Source organism: Cryptosporangium aurantiacum, from assembly GCF_900143005.1.
GTDB lineage: Bacteria > Actinomycetota > Actinomycetes > Mycobacteriales > Cryptosporangiaceae > Cryptosporangium > Cryptosporangium aurantiacum.
Map to the genome: position 1 here is coordinate 405,664 of NZ_FRCS01000002.1, position 20,640 is coordinate 426,303.

Here is a 20,640-nt window from a genome sequence, read left to right on the forward strand (position 1 = left end):
TCGCAACGCTGCACACCCCTCCGAGGCCCGCCTCATTGCGAACCCTGCAGCGCCGCCGTCCCGAGCAGCAACGATCTCAGTTATCAGCCACTACCCGAGGAGACGAGGGGCCGTCCTGGCAGGGCAAAGCAGCGACCCTACCCGACGACCGGTTCATATGCCCCAAAATGTAGCATAACTCTCATGTGTGGCCGCAAGAGGTCCCCACAAGCCCTCGGGGGAACACCACCTCGACGGCGGGCGGCTCCGGCGCAGCGAATACCCACAGGTATCGCGGGGATCCGACCGGTAATCACATTCGACGGCGACGTGCGCGAGAGTTCTCTTGCAACTCCCGGACCAGCTAGCTCCCATCCGGGGTTGCAAGGCCCGCTGACGCGCACTGGAGGATCGATGAGCAGCCACCCGGCCGACTACCTGGAATACGCCACCGTCTATTTCTGGGACGAGACCGGTTCCTTCAGCGCCGAGTCCGAGCGAGTCGCCCCGCGGCGTCCGCTCGAGGAGCACCGGCCTTACCCGGGCCGCCGGAACAGCACCTCGCGGAACCGCCGGTGCGGCGGCTCTGCTGCCCGGCCGCCGGCCGCCACCCGCCCCGGCGCCGCCGAGGCCACCAGCGAGGGCCCGAGGAGGCACCCGTGATCGGACAGGACGCCGAGCGGCTCAGTCGGCACTACGCCGTCTGGCAACGGCTACGTGAAGCACGCACGCTAGCCCGAGAGGCCGACGACCTGACGCTCCTGGCGTATGCCAGGGACGATCTCGCGGACCTCTCGCTGGCGCTCTCGGAGTTCATCAGCCTGCACGAGCCACGAGACGGCTCGCCGTGGTGTCCGGAGTGTTCCGGCACCTGGGCACGCGTCCAATGGCCGTGCCCGATCTGGCAGAACGTGGAAAAGTCGCTCGGCCGCTGACCTTTCAGTGTTGGTGCGCGCCCTCGTGCTCGCCTGCCGGGTGCACGTAGTCGATGCTGTCGGTCGGCAGCGGCAGCGGGATGTCACCGAACGGGCTGGCCGGCCCCTGGTGCTCGCCGAGGAACTCGCTGACCGCCAGATGCCCGTCCTTCACCACGGTGTTCTTGCTGTGCTTCGCCTGACGGGCCTGCGACGCCATCGTTCCTCCTCGCTAACGCTGACGAGCACACCATGACCCATCAGCTGACCTGGATCAAGTGTGTCACTGGAGTGGGTCGGGAGTACCCACCGGGACCGCTGTCGTACACCGCTTGATCCGCGCCGCGATCAGGCGCGACCCGTCGAGCAGGCCGTACCGGGTCACGGCCTGGACGCCGTATTCACTGCACGACGGCGTATAGCGGCAGCGGGTGGGCAGGTGCCGGCTGATGCGCCGCTGGTACCCACGGATCAATCGGACGCCGCCACGTCCGGCGCGCGTCGAGCGGGGCCGCAACGTCGGCGTCGAGCGCAGGAACGGCACCAGCAGGAGCAGCGTCCCCAGGCTCAAGAAGCTGAAGTTGCAGTCGCAGCCGCTGCACCCGTCGCAGCCTTCGCAACCGTCGATGCCGCACGACGCTGCGTCCGTGGCCTTCGAGTGACGACGGTGCCTGCGCTTGTGCCGACGCCGCTCGCGCCAGCGTCGCCACCCCGCGAGCAGCACCCACCCGGCCTCGTTCCCCACCCTCGACGTCCTCTCGGAGAAGTTCTCAGTCCATCTGAACCGGCCGCAGAGTGGCACAACCAGGGCGCACCAAGCTCGTCCCTGTCGTCATGCGGACCGACGACGCCCGAAACCGGTTAGCGTCTATTCGGTGAGCACGGCGAGCCTGGCAGACCACTACCGCGCGCTGACCGACGAGCAGCTGGAACGGCTGTTCGCCGCGCGCCCGGACCTCGCCGTCCCGGTGCCGTCCGACTTCTCCGTATTGGCGCAACGTGCGCATTCCCGGATGTCGGTCGCTCGCGCGCTCGATCACCTCGACCAGTTTCACCTGGAGGTTCTCGACGCGCTCCGGTTGGTCGGCGGCCCCGAGCACCGAGCCGACCGCAAGAAGGCCTTCGACCTTCTCTCCGGCGCGTCGGACTTCTCCGCTCACCGGGCGATCGACCACCTGGTGACGCTCGGGCTCGCCTGGCCGGACGGGGAGTCCGTGCTCCGGCTCCCGACCGTGCTCGACGAGGTCGCGTCACGCTATCCGGCGGGCCTCGGCCGTCCGGTTGCGGCTCTGGTGCAGGACGATCGCACCGAGGACCTCACGCCGATCCTCGCCGCGCTCCACCTCCCGTCGGTCCCGCAGCCCGAGGCCACCGCGCTGATCGCCGAGGCGTTCGCCGACCCGGTACGGCTGTCCGCGCTGCTGGACGCCTGTCCGCCGGAAGCGACCGCGATGCTGGAGCGGCTGGCGAACGGCGGCAACCCGGTCGGCGCGATCCGGGACGTCCGCCGCCCGGCCGATCCCACGGACGCCGACACGCCGCTGCGCTGGCTCCTCGTCCACAGCCTGCTGGTCCCGCTCGACGCCTCCACCGTCGAGCTGCCTCGCGAAGTCGGGTTGGCGTTGCGCGGGGACGCTCCGCTCGGCCCGCTGCACCCGACCGAGCCGACGCCGACCGCCACGACGGCCGCGCCGACCGACCGCGTCGACGGGGCCGGCTCCGGTCAGGTCCTCGAGGTGCTCCGGCAGACCGCGACTTTGTTGGACGCCTGCGCAGCGGAGCCGCCGCCGGTTCTCAAGGCGGGCGGCCTGGGCGTCCGCGACCTGCGACGGCTGGCGCGCACCGCGGGGATCGACGAACCGACCGCGGCGCTGCTGCTCGACGTCGCGCACGAGGCCGGTCTGCTCGCCCGGACGCCCGATGCCGATCCGACCTGGCTGCCGACCGCGGCGTTCGACGTGTGGCAGGCCACCCCGGCGGAACGTCGCTGGGCCCAACTCGCGGGCGCCTGGCTCGCGATGGCCCGGATGCCCGCACTCGTCGGCACCCGGGACGAGCGCGACCGGGCGGTCGCTGCGCTCTCGGCCGAGGTCACCCGCTCGGCGGCGCCGACGCTGCGGGCGCAGATCCTGCAGGTGCTCGTCGAGTATCCCGGGCCGCTCAGCGAACCGGACGTGATCAGCGTCCTGGACTGGCGCGCTCCGCGGCGGGGCGGACGGCGTCGCGAAGAGGTGATCCGCGAGCAGCTCGCCGAGGCCACAACGCTGGGCATCGTCGCGCAGACCACGCTCACCCGGTACGGGCGGGCGCTCGTCACCGGCGAGGACCCGGTCCCGCTGCTCACCGATCTGCTGCCCGAGCCGGTGGACCACGTCCTGGTGCAGGCCGACCTGACCGTGGTGGCGCCCGGCCCGCTGGAGCCCGCGTTGGCCGCCGAGATGGCGCTGGTCGCCGACGTGGAGTCGGCCGGTGGCGCCACCGTCTACCGGGTCACGCCGGAGAGCGTCCGCCGGGCGTTGGACGCCGGCCGGTCCGGCAGCGACCTGCAGACGTTCTTCGCCACCCGGTCCCGCACGCCGGTGCCGCAGTCGCTGAGCTACCTCGTCGACGACGTCGCTCGTCGGCACGGCGGGCTACGGGTCGGCGCGGCCGGCTCCTATCTCCGCACCGACGACCCGGCGTTGCTCGCCACCGTGCTCGCCGACCGGCGCTGCGTCGAGCTGAACCTGCGGCGGATCGCCGACACCGTGCTGGTGAGCTCCGCCTCGGTGCAGCGTGTCGTCGATCTGCTGCGTGGCTGCGGTTACGTCCCGGCAGCCGAGGACGCCGGCGGCGGACTGGTGCTCGGCTGGCCGGAGGCCAGGAGAGCGCCCGGCCGGTCGAACCGGGGCGCACCGCGGGGCGCGAGCGAGATCTCGCTCGACCACGATTACCTGGCCGGTGCGGTGGTTGCGGTCCGGCGCGGCGACGAGGCCGCCAGGGCGGCCCGCCGGGCTCCGGTGCTCAGCCAGCAGGGTGCGCCCGATCCCGGTGCGGCGCTCGGCGTCCTGCAGCAGGCGGCGCGCGACCGCGCCCGGGTCTGGTTGAGTTATGTGGACGCTCATGGCGGCGTCACCGCACGCGTGGTCCGTCCGGTCTCGGTGGGTGCCGGTTACCTCCGGGCCGAGGACGACCGCACCGAGACCGAGCACACGTTCGCCTTGCACCGCGTGGTGAGCGCGATCAGGACGCAGGAATGAGCACGCTGCTGGTCGTTCACCACACGACGTCGCCGGCGACCCAGGAGTTGCTGGAGGCGGTGCTCGCCGGTGCCCGCACCGACGAGATCGAAGGGGTCGACGTGGTGGCCCGGCCCGCGCTGGCCGCCACCGTTCCCGACGCGCTGGCCGCGGACGGCGTCCTGCTCGGAACACCCGCGAACATCGGGTACATGTCCGGCGCGCTCAAGCACTTCTTCGACCAGATCTACTACCCGTGCCTGGACGCGAAGGCCGGGACGCCGTTCGGCGTCTGGGTGCACGGCAACAACGACACCAGCGGCGCGCTGCGCGGCATCGAGACGATCACCACCGGCCTGGGCTGGCAGCAGGTGGCCGCACCGGTGACGATCACCGGGGCACCTGACAAGGCCGCCCGCGAAGCGTGCTGGGAACTCGGCGCGACGGTGGCCGCGAGCCTGACGACCTAGGTTCCGGCGCGGTGGCCGAAGACGCGTACCTCGGTGCCGACGTCGGTCAGGCCGTACACCGTCTTCGCGTCACCGGCCAGCAGGTTCACGCACCCGTGCGAGCCGTCGTCGGGGTCGGTGTACAGCGACGTGTCGGTCGCGTGCAGCCCGAAGTCCTCGAAGAATCGCTGCCAGTACGGCAACTTCGTCCCGTACTCGCTGGAGACCGTCTCTACTTTCTTCTCGGTGATCTCGTACTCGCCGGTCGGCGTCGCCAGGCCGGGGCCGCCGGTCCGGACGACGACCGGCGCGAAGATTACCGAACCGTCGCGCATCACCCAGAGCGTCTGGTGGCTCAGGTCGACGCAGACCGTCGTTTTGTCGGTCTCGGCGCCACAGGACGCCGGCGTCGACTTGTAGAGCCGGTCGGCGACCTCGGCCGTGGTTTCGTCGGCGATCCCGGTGGCGGTCGGCAGCGCGACCGCGGCCTGGAACTTCTTGATCACCGCGCAGTCGGCGGCGTCCTGCTTGGCGTCCATCGTGATCTGGCCGAAGCGGGCGGCCTGGGTGGACAGGTACCGCTCGACACGGGCCTGGCCCGTACCGGTGCGGCCACAGTTGCCGCCGGAGCGGGACGCGCGCTCGTCGCTGGTGCGCGCCGGAGCCGCGAGGTCGATCTGGGCCGAGTCGCTGCCTGCGGTGTCGTGCCCGACCATCGAGACCGCGCCGTACGAGATGCTGCCCGCGACCGCTGCGGCGGCTACCCCGGCGAAGGCGACCTTCGCCGCGCGGCTGACCGGGTTCTCCCGCCGCCGCCGACCCCGGGTACGGGTGTGCTTTCCGCGTGGCGCTTCCTCAGCGAGATAGACGTACTCCATGGTGTCGGCTGAGGATGAATGTCGTCCGGGCACGGACCGAAGGTTACGCGGGCGTCACAGCAAATGCCGACTCTCCGCTGCATTCCGTCCTGACACACACGTATCTGTGCAGGTCAACTCACACGTGTGACAGTGCGCACGACGCATCGCGTGGAAACCCGGTAACGCTCTGCGGTTGAACGAGTGATTCATCCCGGCGGCCGGTACCTGCGGTGCACCCGAACAGGAGGGACACTGGATACTTGCCGTGAAGTCCCCTCGAGAGGTGTTCCCGTGCCCAACGGTCCACTGATCGTCCAGTCGGACAAGACCCTGCTGCTGGAGACCGACCACCCCGACGCGTCGGCCTGCCGGATGGCGATCGCCCCGTTCGCGGAACTCGAGCGGGCTCCGGAGCACGTCCACACCTACCGTCTGACCCCGCTCGGCCTGTGGAACGCCCGCGCCGCGGGCCACGACGCCGAGTCGGTGGTGGACGCCCTGGTGCGCTACTCGCGCTACCCGGTGCCGCACGCCCTGCTGGTCGACGTCGCCGACACGATGGACCGCTACGGCCGCCTTCAGCTGCTGAACTCGCCGGTACACGGCCTGGTGCTGCACGCACTGGACCGGGCGGTCCTGGTGGAGATCACCCGGAACAAGAAGGTCTCCCCGATGCTCGGGGCGAAGCTCGACGACGACACGGTGGCCGTCCACCCGTCCGAGCGCGGCCGCCTCAAGCAGGTCCTGCTGAAGGTCGGGTGGCCGGCCGAGGACCTCGCCGGTTACGTCGACGGCGAGTCGCACCCGATCGAGCTGGCTCAGAACGGCTGGACGCTGCGCTCCTACCAGCAGGAGGCGGTGGAGAACTTCTGGGCCGGCGGCTCCGGCGTCGTGGTGCTGCCGTGCGGTGCGGGCAAGACGCTGGTCGGCGCGGCGGCGATGGCCGAGGCGAAGGCGACGACGCTGATCCTGGTGACGAACACGGTCGCCGGGCGGCAGTGGAAGCGCGAGCTGGTCGCGCGGACGTCGCTGACCGAGGACGAGATCGGCGAGTACTCCGGCGAGCGCAAGGAGATCCGCCCGGTAACGATCGCGACCTACCAGGTGATGACGTCTCGCAAGGGCGGCGAATACCGGCACCTGGAGCTGTTCGGCGCGCGCGACTGGGGCCTGATCGTCTACGACGAGGTGCACCTGCTCCCGGCGCCGATCTTCCGGCTCACCGCCGACCTGCAGTCCCGCCGCCGGCTCGGCCTGACCGCGACGCTGGTCCGGGAGGACGGCCGCGAGGGTGACGTGTTCTCGCTGATCGGCCCCAAGCGGTACGACGCTCCGTGGAAGGACATCGAGGCTCAGGGCTGGATCGCGCCTGCCGAGTGCGTCGAGGTTCGCGTCACGATGACCGACGCCGAGCGCATGACGTACGCGGTCGCCGAGCCGGAGGAGCGGTACCGGGTCTGCGCGACCGCGCGGACGAAGATGCCGGTCATCCGCAAGCTGGTGGAGAAGCACAAGGGTGAGCAGGTGCTGGTGATCGGTGCCTACCTCGACCAACTGGACGAGATCTCCGCCGAGCTGGAAGCACCGGTGATCGAGGGCAAGACCACGAACAAGGAGCGCGAGCGGCTGTTCGAGGCCTTCCGCCAGGGCGAGATCAACACGCTGGTCGTCTCCAAGGTCGCGAACTTCTCGATCGACCTGCCGGAGGCCGCGGTCGCGATCCAGATCTCCGGGACGTTCGGATCACGCCAGGAAGAGGCGCAGCGGCTGGGACGCGTGCTGCGTCCGAAGGCCGACGGGCGGCAGGCGCACTTCTACACGGTGGTCAGCCGCGACAGCCTGGACGCCGACTACGCGGCCCACCGGCAGCGGTTCCTGGCCGAGCAGGGTTACGCGTACACGATCGTGGACGCCGACGACGTGATCGGTCCGCCGCTGCCCGACGTGGGCTGAGCGCCGAACGGCTGGTGGCGCTGGTGAGCGGGTCCGTCAATGGACCGGTCCACCAGCGCCACTATTTTCGCCTCACGAGCTGCTCAGCGTATCGAGGGTGTCGTTCCGAGCCGATACCGCTCAGCCTCGCTCATCGGACGCCAATCCATCCCGTCCCGGCTGTCCGCACCGATCCACGGAGCGAGCAGCGTGAGCGCGGTCAGCAGGAGAATCATCACCAACATCACGGTCCACCGCCTCTTACCAGTCCAGTCAACTAGTATTGGCCCGACCCGGTTCGTAAGTGAACCGGTCCAACACCCCGATCATGGGTGCCAGTCGACCGAATGGACAGTGCCAATGACCGTCGAGGTGGACCGTTATTCAGGCGGCGACGACCGGGCCAACGACGAGGCTCGGCTGCTCGACGTACTGAACGACTGGTCGGTCGGCGACGGTCCGCTCTACCAGCAACTCGCGGACGCGATCCGCCGCGGCATCGCGGAGGGCGCGCTTCCGGCGGGCAGCGCGCTACCGGCCGAGCGGCGTCTCGCATCCGTGCTGGCCGTGAGCCGGGCCACCGTCGTCGCCGCCTACGACCAGCTCCGCGGCGAGGGCGCGGTGGAGAGCAGGCGCGGGAGCGGGACGCGCATCGCGCGGACCGCGCGGGCCAGCCGGCTCCCTGGTGGGGACGGCCGGGTGCCCGGCGGCAACTCCGCGCAGCTGTTCCAGCGGTTGATCGACGGACCAGGCACCGTGCTGTCGCTGGCGTCCGCCGCGGGCAGTGCCGACGCCGTCATCCCGGTCGCTCTCGACGAGGTGGCCCGGCACGACCTGGCCGAAGCGATGCTCGACCCCGGCTACCAGCCGCACGGGCTCGCGCGGCTCCGCGACACGATCGCCGGCTACCTGACCCGGATCGGTCTGCCGAGTACTCCGGCCGAGATCCTGGTGACGACCGGCGCGCACCAGGCGGTCGACCTGGTCGCCCAGCTGTACCTGCGGCCGGGCTCCCGGGTCGCGGTCGAGGCGCCGGGCTGGCCCGCGTGTTACGACGTGTTCCGGGCCGCCGGAGCGACGCTGGTGCCGGTCCCGATCGACCAGGACGGCGTCCGGCCGGAGGCGCTGGCCGCGATCCTCGACGAGACGCCGGTCGACCTCGTCTACCTGATGCCGACGTTCCACAACCCGACCGGCGCGCTGCTCTCCGCGGCGCGGCGGCGCCGGATCGTCGAGCTGGCGGCCGAGCACGACGTCGTCGTGGTCTCCGACGACACGCTGGCGGGCGTGAGCCTCGGTCACGAGGTGCCGCCGCCGCTCCCGGCCTTCGCCGCCGCGGCCGGCGATCGGTCGGTCAGCCTGATCCAGCTCGGTTCGCTGTCGAAGTCGGTCTGGGGTGGTCTCCGGGTGGGCTGGGCGCGGGCCTCGGCCGACGTGATCAGCCGGCTCGCGCGGCGCAAGGCTCTGGCCGACCTCGGCTCGCCGATCATCGACCAGCTGGTCGCCGCGCGGATCGTCCCGGAGCTGGAAGCGCTGGTCCGGCGACGCGTGCCGGAGCGGCAGGCCCAGCTCGCGACTGCCGAGTCGCTGCTGGCCGAGTATCTGCCCAGCTGGCGCTGGCAGACGCCGGTCGGCGGACCGTGCCTCTGGGTGGAGCTGCCCGACGTCGACGCGGCGGTGTTCGCCCAGGTCGCGCTGCGACACGGCGTCGAGGCGATCCCGGGGCGTTCGATGGACCTCTCCGGCAACCACGACTCGTTCCTGCGGCTGCCCTACTGCTTCGGCGACGAGTTCCTCACCGAGGTCGTCCGCCGGCTCGCCACCGCCTGGGCAGAACTCGACCGACACGGACCGTGGGAACCGCGGTTGCGCCCCGTGGTGTGACGCACAGAAATCATTTCGTATTGTCATCGCGATGCGCGAATCGCCGTTAACATCTTGCCCCAACGGCTGAGAGGATAAGCACCACCGACCGGTGGCACCGAGGCTGTGGCCTGGGGTTCCCCAAAGCACCGCCAGCGCGTGTTACCCCGTGGTAACTTTCCTCTCTCCAGAATCGTGACGGGCATCACCACTCGCGCCGACTTCAATTTCCGGGGGAAGCCATGCGCCGCGGCATCGGTTTCACGCTCATCTGTCTCGGCCTTTTCCTCGCTGTCCTCGGTGGAACGATTCGGTATTGGGCCTACGACCGGCTCGTGGTGGTTCCGATCGATCTCTACAACACGCTGGACCTGCCGGGTAAGGCGACGTACTTGGACATGACGACGGTCAAGGAGAAGACCGCGAACGTCGTCGCCAGGCAGACGATCCGGGCGGACGTCGACGCGAGCTCCGACCGCGTGCTGGTCGCCGATCTCTCGCAGGTGATCTCGACCGCCGACGGCCAGTTCATCCGGGCCAGCGTCGAGCGGGCCGCGATCGACCGGCGGACCGGCGCCGCGGTCAACTGCTGCGACGAGATGGTGGACGAGAAGCCGGCGCGACATGACGGCTACCTGTTCAAGCTGCCGTTCAACACGCCGAAGCGTGACCTGATGATCTGGGACAGCACCACCGCGTCGGCGAACCCGGCCCGGTACGCGGGTACCGAGACGATCGCCGGTCACGTCGTCCAGAAGTACGTCACGCAGGTGCCCGGGCGTCAGATCCGCACCCAGGCCGACAGCGGCCTGCTGGTGGGCGAGTCGCGCACGTTCGACGCTCCGGTGTGGAACGAGAGCACGAAGACGCTCTGGGTGGAACCGGTCACCGGGACGCCGCTCGCGGTCGAACTGCAGACCACGACGACGCTGCGGAACTCCCGTGGTCAGGACAAGGTGACGGTGTTCGCGGCCACGCTGCGGACGGACCGGGCCAACCCGAGCCCGGAGATGCTGGCGCTGGTCGACGAGAACAAGCGCAAGATCGAACTCGTCGGCCAGGCACCACCGCTGGCGCTGGGCGCGGGAGCGACGCTCGCCGCCCTCGGCGTCGCGCTGCTGCTCTGGCGGCGCCCGGCGCCGCGGACCGCTCGTCACGCCCCGGTCAGCCCGGCAGTGCCGGCGGGCCCCCCGGCGCTGCCGCCCGGCCGTCCGACGCCCGACCACGCGCACACCTCCTACCCAACGCCCGAGCACGCGGCAGCCGGGCACGCGGCGCCGCGCGTCGGCTCCGGGCAAGCGGCTGAGGGCGCCTGGCCGGAGGTGGCGCGGGGCGCCGCGGAGCGGCGGCGCAGCGGTCGCCACGCGACCGGGGAGTTCGCGGTTCCTGCCGCGCTGCGCCAGACCGAACCGCCGACCAGCCGCCCGCCGCACGGCCTGCAGCCGTCCCCCGGCCCGCACGACCCGCAGCCGCCACACGCGGCCGCGCCGAACGGGGCCGCGCCGCGGGAGGCCGCGCCGCGGGAGGCCGCGCCGCGGGAGGCCGCGCCGCACGCGCTGCACGGGGCACAGCCGCCCCGGGAACCGCAACCGCCGCACGCGCCACATGGGGCGCAGGCGCCGCGCGAGCCCCAGGCCCAAGCGCGCACCGAGCCGTTCCGCGCCGACGGGCGCCCGTCGTGGGACGACCTCGGCCCGGGACGGCCGGTGTCACCCGCTCCGGTCGCCGACCGCCCGCTGAGCCGCTACATCCGGCCCTATCTCGACGGTGACACCGGGTCCCACCCCCGCCCCGACCTGAGCGGCGGCGACACCGGCACACACCGACTCCCCGATCTGGACAGCACCACCGGATCCCACCGCCGCCCCGACCTGAACGGCGACACCGGCACACACCGCCGCCCGGACATCGGTACCGACCCGGTGTCCGAGCGCACCGGCAGCCACCGAGCACCGGACTTCGACGAGGACACCGGCACCCACCGGCGTCCCGAGCCCCGCAGCGGCGGCCGCGCCGCACGCCGGGCGGCGGACCCGGACGACGACTGGTTCGCGCAGATCCGGCCCGACGGACTCGGCAACCACGGACGGCTCGACCCGGCCGACTGGTCGCACGCCTCCACGAGCGACGGTCCCGGCCGGGACCGTTCGCTCACCGACCTGCTCTCCGCCGACCGCGGTGCCACCGACGCACCACCGCCCGCGGTACCGCCCCGACGCCGCCGTCGGCGCTATCCGGACGGTTGGTGACCCAAAGACTCCGAAGAAACCCTTAACGAAGTTCACAGCTTGCCTGTCCGCATGGACTCATCGACTTTGTACTCCAGAGCCGAGCGACGCCGGACGGCCGGGAATCGCCGCCTATCCCGCCCGTTCTTCCTGCCGATATCGCGGCCAAACCGAGTATCCGACGGCTTCCGCCGACCGCCCTCGGAACGCAAGTTAAATTCGCCGATAGCGGAGAGTTGTCCGTTCCCTCGTCCGGCCTAAGAGATCAACCGAACGGACCAGGGCGCTTGACGGTTGCGACTCGAGGTCCGAGGCTGGGGTCCATGAGCACACCTCTGGTTCTGACGCTCTTCACCGCGCTGACCGTTGCGGTTATCGCGGGCATCATGGGCGCCGCGATATGGGGTCGTAAGCGCTCGAACGACGAGGACTTCGAGCCCGCCTACGAGGGTCGCTACGAAGGCTCGAGCCTCTTCGACGAGGTGCACTGACCTCCGACCGATCAGGAACGCGTAGAGGGCTTCCGGACGTCGGGTGCGCCGAGCCGGGCGGCGTCCGCCGTCAAGTCGTCGGGCATCCGCTGCGACTCACGCTCCGCGAGCACCCGCGCCCGGTAATGCTCCACCTCACGCCGTCGGGTAGCGGCGTCCCACCCGAGCACAGGTGCGAGCACGTCGGCGACGTCCTCGACCGAGTCGAGCCCGCGGTGAGCGGTCTCGATCGAGATTCGGGTGCGCCGGGTCAGCACGTCCTCCAGGTGCAGCGCACCCTCGTCGGAAGCGGCGTACGCGATCTCGGCCGCCAGGTATTCCGGTGCGCCGACGACCGGCCGCCCGAGCCGCGGGTTCGCGTCGATGCTCGCCAGCAGCTCGGTCGTGAGTGACCCGTACCGCTCCAGCAAGTGCTCGACGGCGCCGACCGTCAACCCGTGCCGGCGTGCGAGGTCGGCACGGTTCGCCCAGGCCGCGGCGTACCCGTCCGCACCGATCAGCGGGATGTCCTGGGTGCGGCTCTCCGGCACGTCGTGCAGCCGGTGCGCGGCCTTGTCGATGACGTCCGCCGCCATCACCCGGTACGTCGTGTACTTACCGCCGGCCACGAGCATCAGCCCGAGCATCGGCTCGACCACCGCGTGCTCTCGGGAGAGCTTCGAGGTCGCCTCGTCCTCCCCGGCCAGCAGCGGGCGCAAGCCGGCGTAGACGCCCTCGATGTCCTCGTGCGTGATCGGCCGTTCCAGCACCGTGTTGACGTGGTCGAGGATGTAGTCGATGTCGACGCTCGACGCCGCCGGATGCGACCGATCGAGGTCCCAGTCGGTGTCGGTGGTGCCGATGATCCAGTGCCCGCCCCAGGGGATGACGAACAGCACCGACTTCTCGGTACGCAGGATGAGCCCGGCGTCCCCGGAGATGACCGAACGCGGCACGACGAGGTGGACGCCCTTGCTGGCCCGCACCCGCAGGCCGGGGCGCTCGTGCAGCATCTCGGAGAGATCGTCGCTCCACACGCCGGTCGCCGCGACGACCGTGCGGGCACGGATCTCGAACTCCTCGTCGTTCTCCAGGTCACGCACCCGGACTCCGACGATCTCGCGCGCGTTGCGCAGCAGATCGACCACCCGCGTGCTGGTCGCGGTCACGGCGCCGTACGACGCGGCGGTGCGCGCCAGCGTCAGCACGAAGCGGGCGTCGTCGACGTGGCCGTCGTAGTACCGGATCGCGCCGACCAGCGCGTCCCGCCGGAGACTGGGGAACAGCCGCCGGGCCGCGGTGCGGGACAGATGCCGATGGCGCGGTACCCCGCGAGCGGTCCCGAGGATCGAGCCGAGCGTGTCGTACAGCGCCACGCCCGCGCCGTAGTAGAGCCGCTGCCAGCCGCGGTGCTCCAGCGGCAGCAGGAACGGCGTCGGGCGAACCAGGTGCGGCGCGAGCGTGGTCAGCAGCCGCCCGCGCTCCTCCAGCGCTTCCCGGACCAGCCCGAAGTTCAGCTGTTCCAGGTAGCGCAACCCGCCGTGGATGAGCTTGCTCGACCGGCTGGACGTCCCGGCCGCGTAGTCGCGCGCCTCGACCAGCGCGACCGAGAGGCCTCGGCTCGCGGCGTCGAGCGCGGCTCCGGCGCCGGTGACACCGCCTCCGATCACGACGACGTCGAACGTCTCGGTACGTAGCCGCTCCACCGCGGCGGCGCGCTGCTGGGGGCCGAGCCGGCTGGCGGCGAAGCGGGACACCTGAGGATCACGGGTCACTACTCCACGGTACGTCCCTCCCGTGATCGCCCACTCGGCAGACCAGGGGGAATTCTGTTCGTCCGCCCGAGGGCGGTTCGGGGGCGTAGGGCCGGAGTGTCGTGGGCGCCGGATACCGTGCGCGCATGCAGCCCTATGCGCCGGTTCCCAGCGGTGTTCCGCGGTGGGTCGCGCCCACGCTGGTGTCGTTGGCCGGGGTATGGGCGGTCGCGGTCACCGCGATCGGTCAGTCGGTCGCGTGGGTGGTTGCCGAAGTGCTGGTCATCACCGGGTACGACCGGCCGGGAGCGTACTGGCCGGGTCTCACCGTGGCGACCGCGCTGGTGTCGGGCGCTCCGGCCGGGCTGGCCTGGCTGCTGGTGAAGCGTCCGGTGATCGCTGGGGTCGCGCGCTCCTGGACGCTCGCGGCTGCCTGCGCCGCGCTGATCGGGCTGGTGCGGATCGTGCCGTGGTCGGCCGGTGACACCGCGGTCGCGGCGCTGGAGGCGCTGGTCGCGCTCGTGCTCGCGGTGCTGGTCGGGCGGTTCCGGATGGGCCAGGAGCCGTCAGGGACGCGGATCGTCGGTCTCGGCACGGCCCTCGCCACCGCGACCGGCCTGATCGTCCTGCTGCCCTGGTGGTGGGTGGGTGCGCTGGGCAGTCCGCTCGACGCGGCCGCGGCCGTGGTTGCCGCGCTCGCACTCGGTGTGCTCGTGTCGCGGTTGCGTCGGACCGGGCCGGTCCGGGTGCCGGTGGGTGGTCCGGTCGCCGGTCTGGTGCTCGACGCGCTGGTGGTGGCGGTCCCGCTGACCCTGCTCGCGGGCGCCTACGGCGCGCCGGGCGCCCAGCTGCTCCTGCTCGCGGTGCTGCCCGCCGCGTGTCTGCTGGTGGCGTGCGCGAACCCGGCCCGTCGCTGGGCGGACGCTCTGCTGGTGGCCGTCGCCGCATTCGGTCCCCTCGCGCTGGTGGACGCGGAGGAGATCTCGCTTCTGCTGATTCCGGACGACGTCCCGCGTTGGGCGACGATCGGCACCGGGAGCTCGGCGTGGCTGGCGCTGGTCGTCGGGGCGATCGTCGCGCTCGTACTCACCCTGCGCGCCCGCCGCGCACCACACCCAACCCCGCGCCCCGAAGCCACACCGCCGGAGCCCGCGCCGCCGGAGGCTGCTGCGGCCGCGGGGCGGGCGGCGGTGCGGGGGCGGGTGGTGGTGGGCGCGCTGGTTGTTGCGCTGGTCGTGGCGTCCGCGGCGGTCTGGCTCGGCCCCGGGCAGTCCGGTTTCCACGGCGACCGGCTGTTCGTCGTCCTGAAGAGCCAGGCCAACGTCACCGCGGCGGCCAACACCGAGACGGGTCTGGTCGCGCGGCGGAGCGCGGTGCACCGCGTGCTGGTCGAACACGCCCGGCGGACGCAGGCGCCCCTGCTCGACGCGCTCCGCAGCCACGACGCGGACCCGACGTCGTACTACCTGGTCAACGCGATCGAGGTCGACGACACGCCGCTGATCCGGGCGGTGCTGGCGTCCCGGGACGACGTCGCGACGACACAACCGAACCCGGAGCTGCGGCCGATCCCCGACGAGGGGAGCCCCGACGCGCAGAACGTCCCGGCGCCGACCAGCACACCGACCAACCTGACGGCGATCAACGCACCGGACGTGTGGGGCGACGGCATCGACGGGCGCGGGATCGTCGTCGGCTTCTCCGACAGCGGTGTGGACGCCACCCACCCCACGCTGCGCGCCGGGTACCGCGGCGGCGCCGACAGCTGGTACGACCCGTGGTACCGGACGACGTCCCCGAACGACGCGAACGGGCACGGCACGCACACGGCGGCGACCGCGGTCGGTAAGCAGGTGGGCGTGGCGCCGGGCGCGAGCTGGGTGGGGTGCGCGAACCTCGCCCGGCCGCTCGGCAACCCCGCGTACTACCTGGGCTGCCTGCAGTTCATGCTGGCGCCGTTCCCGGCGGGCGGTGACCCGTTCACCGACGGCGACCCGACCAGGGCCGCCGACGTGCTCAGCAACTCCTGGGGGTGCCCGGAGCTGGAGGGGTGCGCGGCAGGCACGCTGGAGCCCGCGGTCGAGGCGCTGAGCGCCGCGGGCATCTTCGTGGTCGCGGCTGCCGGGAACACCGGACCCAGGTGCCGGACGATCACCGATCCGATCGGGCGGTACGACTCGGCGTTCACGGTGGGAGCGGTCGACGACAACCGGAAGATCGCGTCGTTCTCCAGCCGGGGCCCGGTGCCGGGTGATGCGGACGCCAAGCCCGACCTGGTCGCGCCGGGGGTCGACGTGCTCTCGGCGTGGCCAGGGGGTGGGTACGCGCAACTGTCCGGGACCTCGATGGCGACACCGCACGTGGCGGGCGTCGTCGCGCTGATCTGGCAGGCCGTCCCGACGTTGCGGGGCGACGTGACCCGCACCGCCGCCATCCTCCGCGCCACCGCACAGGAGATCTCGCTCGACGCAGACGACGAGGCCTGCGGCGACAGCGCCCGGAACGTTGTCGGCGCGGGCGAGGTAGACGCCGCTGCCGCGGTAGCCCTGGCCCGCCAAACCCCACCAGCCCCCCGTTGACTGGGGGAAGCGACTCGACGCGAAAGGGGCGGGCCCGGTAGACACCGGGCCCGCCCCTTTGGCGGTGCGAGTTGCTAGGCGGGACTCAGAAGTCCATGCCGCCCATGCCGCCGCTCGGGTCGCCGGCCGGGGCCGCGGCCTTCTCCGGCTTGTCCGCGACCACCGCGTTGGTGGTGAGGAACAGGCCGGCGATCGAAGCAGCGTTCTGCAGCGCCGAGCGGGTGACCTTGGTGGGGTCGATGATGCCCGCGGCAACCAGGTCGACGTACTCGCCGGTGGCGGCGTTCAGGCCGTGGCCCGACGGAAGGTTGCGCACCTTCTCCGCCACGACGCCACCCTCGAGACCGGCGTTCACCGCGATCTGCTTGAGCGGAGCCTCGAGCGCGACCTTGACGATGTTCGCACCGGTCGCCTCGTCACCCGACAGGTCGAGCTTCTCGAAGGCGACAGCCGACGCCTGGAGCAGCGCGACGCCACCACCGGCGACGATGCCCTCCTCCACGGCGGCCTTCGCGTTACGCACCGCGTCCTCGATGCGGTGCTTGCGCTCCTTGAGCTCGACCTCGGTGGCCGCGCCGACCTTGATGACGGCCACGCCGCCGGCCAGCTTGGCGAGGCGCTCCTGGAGCTTCTCGCGGTCGTAGTCCGAGTCGGAGTTCTCGATCTCGGCCCGGATCGTGTTCTTCCGGCCCTCGATCTGCTCCGCGTCGCCGAAGCCGTCGACGAGAGTGGTCTCGTCCTTGGTCACGACGATCTTGCGGGCGCGACCCAGCAGGTCGACCGTGGTGTTCTCGAGCTTGAGACCGATCGTCTCGCTGATCACGGTGCCGCCGGTGAGGATGGCCATGTCGGCCAGCATCGCCTTGCGGCGGTCACCGAAGCCCGGCGCCTTGATGGCGACCGACTTGAAGGTGCCCCGGATCTTGTTGACGATCAGGGTCGCGAGAGCCTCGCCCTCGACGTCCTCGGCGATGATCGCGAGCGGCTTGCCGCCCTGCATGACCTTCTCCAGCAGCGGGAGCAGGTCCTTCACCGTGGAGATCTTGCCCTCGACGAACAGGATGTACGGGTCGTCGAGGACGGCCTCCATCCGCTCAGTGTCGGTGGCGAAGTACGGCGAGATGTAGCCCTTGTCGAAGCGCATGCCCTCGGTGAGCTCGAGCTCGAGCCCGAAGGTGTTGCTCTCCTCGACGGTGATGACGCCTTCCTTGCCGGCCTTGTCCATCGCCTCGGCGATGATCTCGCCGACCGAGGTGTCAGCGGCCGAGATCGAGGCGGTGGAGGCGATCTGCTCCTTGGTCTCGATCTCCTTCGACGCGTTGCCGAGGGCCTCGGAGACCGACGCGACGGCGGCCTCGATGCCCTTCTTCAGCGCGATCGGGTTCGCGCCGGCGGCCACGTTGCGCAGGCCCTCGCGGACCAGCGCCTGGGCCAGCACGGTCGCGGTGGTGGTGCCGTCACCGGCGACGTCGTCGGTCTTCTTGGCTACCTCTTTGACGAGCTCGGCGCCGATCTTCTCCCACGGGTCCTCGAGCTCGATCTCCTTGGCGATGCTCACACCATCGTTCGTGATGGTCGGCGCGCCCCACTTCTTCTCGAGGACGACGTTGCGGCCCTTGGGGCCGAGCGTCACCTTCACGGCGTCGGCGAGCTGGTTCATGCCCCGCTCGAGGCCGCGGCGAGCCTCCTCGTCGAACGCGATCAACTTGGCCATTCGGTGATGTCCTCCGATGGTGTAGGACCCCCGGATGCCGCGCAGGACAACCGGAGACTGCACGGTCGGAACGGCGCCCGCGACGGACGACCCCCCACTGCGTCGGCACGGACCGACGAGCCGGGAGCCTCACCTCCCCGACCTGGCACTCAAGACTACCGAGTGCCAATGCCCTGTTTAGCACTCGACCCAGGAGAGTGCAAGCAAACGCGGGGCGTCCGGTGGCCTGCGCAGACATGTCACCGATCCGGGCGCGCGACGGAACCACACACCGCGCCCGGCGGGTAATCCGACGACCCGATCGGGAATCGGAGAAATGCGAGCCCGACTTCTCACCAACACGCGTCATCCGCGGAATGCGCGCGGAAATGCGCCGAGCGGATTCCGCTCGAAGGGCGGACGATCGCGCACGGTCGGCAAGAAATCAGACGGGGCCCGTTCCGGTCGCACCCACCGGAACGGGCCCCGCCGAAGTTTGGACCTAGGAGGCGGGCCCGCCACTGAGTACCGTGACGTTTTCCGCCTGCGGACCCTTCGGGCCCTGGGTGACCTGGAAGTCGACCCGCTGGCCGTCTTCGAGAGCCTTGTACCCGTCCATCAAGATTGCCGAGTAATGGACGAAGACGTCAGCGCCGCCGTCGACGGCGATGAAGCCATAGCCCTTCTCGGAGTTGAACCACTTGACAGTGCCCTGCGCCACTGTGCACTTCCCTCACTTGCTGTTGCCCGCGGAGACGCACTCCTTGACCATGCGCCCCGGGTCTTCGTCCAAGAGCCCCGCACTGCCACAAAGCACGAACACTGACAAGAACGAACTACGACCGGTGAGGACGGTACCGGACCTCTAGGCAGTACGAAAGTGACGCTCCGAAAAGGGCATGCTTACCCGGGGAAGCTTCGACACTCGTTCAGATATCCCCGCCGCGATCCGCATTCCCGCAGATATCCGATCCGCACTCAACCGAGCAGGAACCCGGCCAAGAGCAGCAGAAACACGAGCACCATTGGTCTGAGTAAGAGCTATTAACTAAATGCAGTCCGAATTACCGCTCCTCGCTAATCAACGCGTTATTCGCACCGCTATATGCATATTTATTCTACTTAGTCACGTCCGCCCTAAAACGAACGGCTCCGCGCTAGTACGCGGAGCCGTTCGGACGTCGGACAACCTTCAGTCGAGCAGCCCCGCCTCGCGCGCGCCACGCAGGGACGGGGCGATCCGGTGCGTCGGGCCGACGTGGCCCTCGACCGCGTCGGCGGTCTTGAGCCCCTCACCCGTGTTGAAGATGACGGTCTCGGCGTTCGGGTCCAGTTCGCCGGAGGCCACCAGGTTCTTCAGCACCGCGACGGTCACGCCGCCCGCGGTCTCGCCGAAGATGCCGGTCGTCTCGGCCAGCAGCCGGATCCCGTCGCGGATCTCGTCGTCGCCGACCGCGGCGATCGCGCCCCCGGTGCGGCGGACCGCGTCGAGCACGTACGGGCCGTCCGCCGGGTTCCCGATGTTCAGCGACTTCGCGATGCCGGTCGGCTTCACCGGGCGAACGACGTCGTGGCCCTCGGCGAACGCGGTGTAGACCGGCGAGCAGCCCGCGGACTGCGCGCCGAACACCCGCCACGGGCTGTCCGCGACCAGACCACCCTTGACCAGCTCGCCGAACGCCTTGTCGATCTTCGTCAGCAGCGACCCGGACGCGATCGGCACCACGACCTGCGCGGGCAGACGCCAGCCGAGCTGCTCGGCGACCTCGTACCCGAGCGTCTTCGAACCCTCGGCGTAGTACGGCCGCACGTTCTGGTTGACGAACGCCGTGGCCTCGAACGCCTCGTCCTCCTGCAGCTCGCTGGTCAGCCGGTTGACGTCGTCGTAGCTGCCCTCGACCGCGACCAGCCGGGGGTTGTAGACCGCCGACGCCAGGATCTTGCTCGGCTCCAGGTCCGAGGGGATGAACACGGTGGCCTGCCAGCCGGCGCGGGCGGCGTGCGCGGCCACCGAGTTGGCCAGGTTGCCGGTGGACGCACAGGCCACGGCGTTGTAGCCGAGGCCCTTCGCCGCGGTGAGCGCGAGCGAGACGACCCGGTCCTTGAACGAGTGGGTCGGGTTGGCCGAGTCGTCCTTCACCCAGAGCGGGGCGTTCAGGCCGATCGCCTCGGCGAGCCGGTCGGCGCGGACCAGCGGCGTCAGGCCGGGGTTGAGGCTCACCCTGTCGTCCGGGTTCTGCCCCACCGGAAGGAGCGGCGCGTAGCGCCAGATGTTCTGCGGTCCCGCCTCGATCTGCTCCCGGGTCACCGACGCGAGCGCGTCGGCGTCGTAGCCGACCTCCAGCGGGCCGAAACACTCGGCACAGGCGTGGACCGCGATCAGCGGGAACTCAGCGCCGCAGTTGCGACAGCGAAGGACGCGGGCAGGGCTGGAGTTTGCGGTGTTCAGGGCACCGAGCAGCGAAGTCATGCGAGGCTTACCTCATCTCTCCCGGATCAACCGGGACGGAAGTGGCACCTGTCGCACCTGCCTCGCCGCGCGAGATTTGCATGGATGCGATGGTTGCCGGGGCTTCGCCGGGCCGTGTCCCTCTGCCCCTCTGGATGAGTTCCGTATGCAGTTGTGTCGCCTAGTTTACGACGCCCGCTCCGCCGATCGTCCGCTTGCTCCCATCCCCTGGGAGTTGCCTACCTCACTGTG

17 protein-coding genes and 1 riboswitch are annotated in these 20,640 nt (G+C 70.7%); of the genes, 9 read left to right on the top strand and 8 right to left on the bottom strand.

Translation table 11 applies throughout. The annotated features are described in order from the left end of the window. Positions 1–393: 393 nt before the first annotated feature. Together BUB75_RS08665 and BUB75_RS08670 are read left to right on the top strand one after the other, a co-directional pair. Entirely contained in the window at positions 394–642 is a 249-nt protein-coding gene (locus tag BUB75_RS08665) for a hypothetical protein (RefSeq protein ID WP_073254005.1), read from the top strand. Next, positions 639–914 (top strand): hypothetical protein, encoded by a 276-nt coding sequence (locus tag BUB75_RS08670; protein ID WP_073254008.1) that lies wholly within the window; start codon positions 639–641, stop codon positions 912–914. Before BUB75_RS08665 ends, BUB75_RS08670 begins: the two co-directional genes overlap by 4 nt. A gap of 4 nt (positions 915–918) precedes the next feature. Here BUB75_RS08670 and BUB75_RS08675 read toward each other — a convergent pair whose 3' ends face one another. Together BUB75_RS08675 and yidD are read right to left on the bottom strand one after the other, a co-directional pair. Further along, complete coding sequence (locus tag BUB75_RS08675; RefSeq protein WP_073254011.1) at positions 919–1,113, bottom strand: hypothetical protein; 195 nt, start codon at positions 1,111–1,113, stop codon at positions 919–921. A gap of 63 nt (positions 1,114–1,176) precedes the next feature. Next, positions 1,177–1,638, bottom strand: coding sequence for a membrane protein insertion efficiency factor YidD (gene yidD, locus BUB75_RS46995; RefSeq protein WP_218617385.1), 462 nt, complete (start codon positions 1,636–1,638; stop codon positions 1,177–1,179). Between the two features lie 130 nt (positions 1,639–1,768). Between yidD and BUB75_RS08685 the strand changes: the two genes are divergently transcribed. Next, the gene (locus BUB75_RS08685) at positions 1,769–4,132 is read left to right on the top strand and encodes a helicase-associated domain-containing protein (RefSeq protein ID WP_073254015.1); all 2,364 of its coding nucleotides are present in this window, start codon (positions 1,769–1,771) and stop codon (positions 4,130–4,132) included. After that, positions 4,129–4,581 (top strand): flavodoxin family protein, encoded by a 453-nt coding sequence (locus tag BUB75_RS08690; protein WP_073254018.1) that lies wholly within the window; start codon positions 4,129–4,131, stop codon positions 4,579–4,581. Before BUB75_RS08685 ends, BUB75_RS08690 begins: the two co-directional genes overlap by 4 nt. Here BUB75_RS08690 and BUB75_RS08695 read toward each other — a convergent pair. Then, positions 4,578–5,438 (bottom strand): L,D-transpeptidase, encoded by an 861-nt coding sequence (locus BUB75_RS08695; protein WP_084740533.1) that lies wholly within the window; start codon positions 5,436–5,438, stop codon positions 4,578–4,580. The genes BUB75_RS08690 and BUB75_RS08695 overlap by 4 nt on opposite strands. Before the next feature lie 273 nt (positions 5,439–5,711). Here BUB75_RS08695 and BUB75_RS08700 point away from each other — a divergent pair, with 273 nt between their 5' ends. Further along, positions 5,712–7,373, top strand: coding sequence for a DNA repair helicase XPB (locus BUB75_RS08700; RefSeq protein ID WP_084740535.1), 1,662 nt, complete (start codon positions 5,712–5,714; stop codon positions 7,371–7,373). Between the two features lie 83 nt (positions 7,374–7,456). Here the strand turns inward: BUB75_RS08700 and BUB75_RS48090 are convergent, their stop codons facing one another. Beyond that, positions 7,457–7,591 (bottom strand): hypothetical protein, encoded by a 135-nt coding sequence (locus BUB75_RS48090; protein WP_281248302.1) that lies wholly within the window; start codon positions 7,589–7,591, stop codon positions 7,457–7,459. Positions 7,592–7,712: 121 nt separating this feature from the next. Between BUB75_RS48090 and BUB75_RS08705 the strand changes: the two genes are divergently transcribed. The 3 genes from BUB75_RS08705 (at position 7,713) to BUB75_RS46140 (ending at position 11,934) form a co-directional block, all read left to right on the top strand. Further along, positions 7,713–9,236: an aminotransferase-like domain-containing protein gene (locus BUB75_RS08705; RefSeq protein ID WP_073254021.1), complete on the top strand. Its 1,524-nt coding sequence runs from the start codon at positions 7,713–7,715 to the stop codon at positions 9,234–9,236. 221 nt (positions 9,237–9,457) lie between these two features. Continuing rightward, positions 9,458–11,464, top strand: a complete 2,007-nt coding sequence (gene pgfA / locus BUB75_RS08710) for a cell envelope lipid trafficking protein PgfA (protein WP_073254024.1) — start codon at positions 9,458–9,460, stop codon at positions 11,462–11,464. Between the two features lie 302 nt (positions 11,465–11,766). After that, the gene (locus BUB75_RS46140) at positions 11,767–11,934 is read left to right on the top strand and encodes a hypothetical protein (RefSeq protein WP_178379803.1); all 168 of its coding nucleotides are present in this window, start codon (positions 11,767–11,769) and stop codon (positions 11,932–11,934) included. Between the two features lie 11 nt (positions 11,935–11,945). On the opposite strand, the gene BUB75_RS08715 is transcribed toward BUB75_RS46140, so the two are convergent. Next, positions 11,946–13,670 (bottom strand): glycerol-3-phosphate dehydrogenase/oxidase, encoded by a 1,725-nt coding sequence (locus BUB75_RS08715; protein WP_073254027.1) that lies wholly within the window; start codon positions 13,668–13,670, stop codon positions 11,946–11,948. 143 nt (positions 13,671–13,813) lie between these two features. On the opposite strand from BUB75_RS08715, the gene BUB75_RS08720 reads away from it, so the two are divergent. Then, complete coding sequence (locus tag BUB75_RS08720; protein WP_073254030.1) at positions 13,814–16,246, top strand: S8 family serine peptidase; 2,433 nt, start codon at positions 13,814–13,816, stop codon at positions 16,244–16,246. Between the two features lie 85 nt (positions 16,247–16,331). Here BUB75_RS08720 and groL read toward each other — a convergent pair whose 3' ends face one another. The 3 genes from groL to thrC all read right to left on the bottom strand — a co-directional run bounded on the left by groL (position 16,332) and on the right by thrC (position 20,409). Continuing rightward, positions 16,332–17,960, bottom strand: coding sequence for a chaperonin GroEL (gene groL / locus BUB75_RS08725; RefSeq protein WP_073254033.1), 1,629 nt, complete (start codon positions 17,958–17,960; stop codon positions 16,332–16,334). 481 nt (positions 17,961–18,441) lie between these two features. Continuing rightward, positions 18,442–18,660, bottom strand: a complete 219-nt coding sequence (locus tag BUB75_RS08730; protein WP_073254036.1) for a cold-shock protein — start codon at positions 18,658–18,660, stop codon at positions 18,442–18,444. 471 nt (positions 18,661–19,131) lie between these two features. Next, positions 19,132–20,409, bottom strand: coding sequence for a threonine synthase (thrC, locus tag BUB75_RS08735; protein WP_073254039.1), 1,278 nt, complete (start codon positions 20,407–20,409; stop codon positions 19,132–19,134). Positions 20,410–20,418: 9 nt separating this feature from the next. Further along, a riboswitch (SAM riboswitch) is annotated at positions 20,419–20,550 on the bottom strand. Positions 20,551–20,640 lie beyond the last annotated feature (90 nt).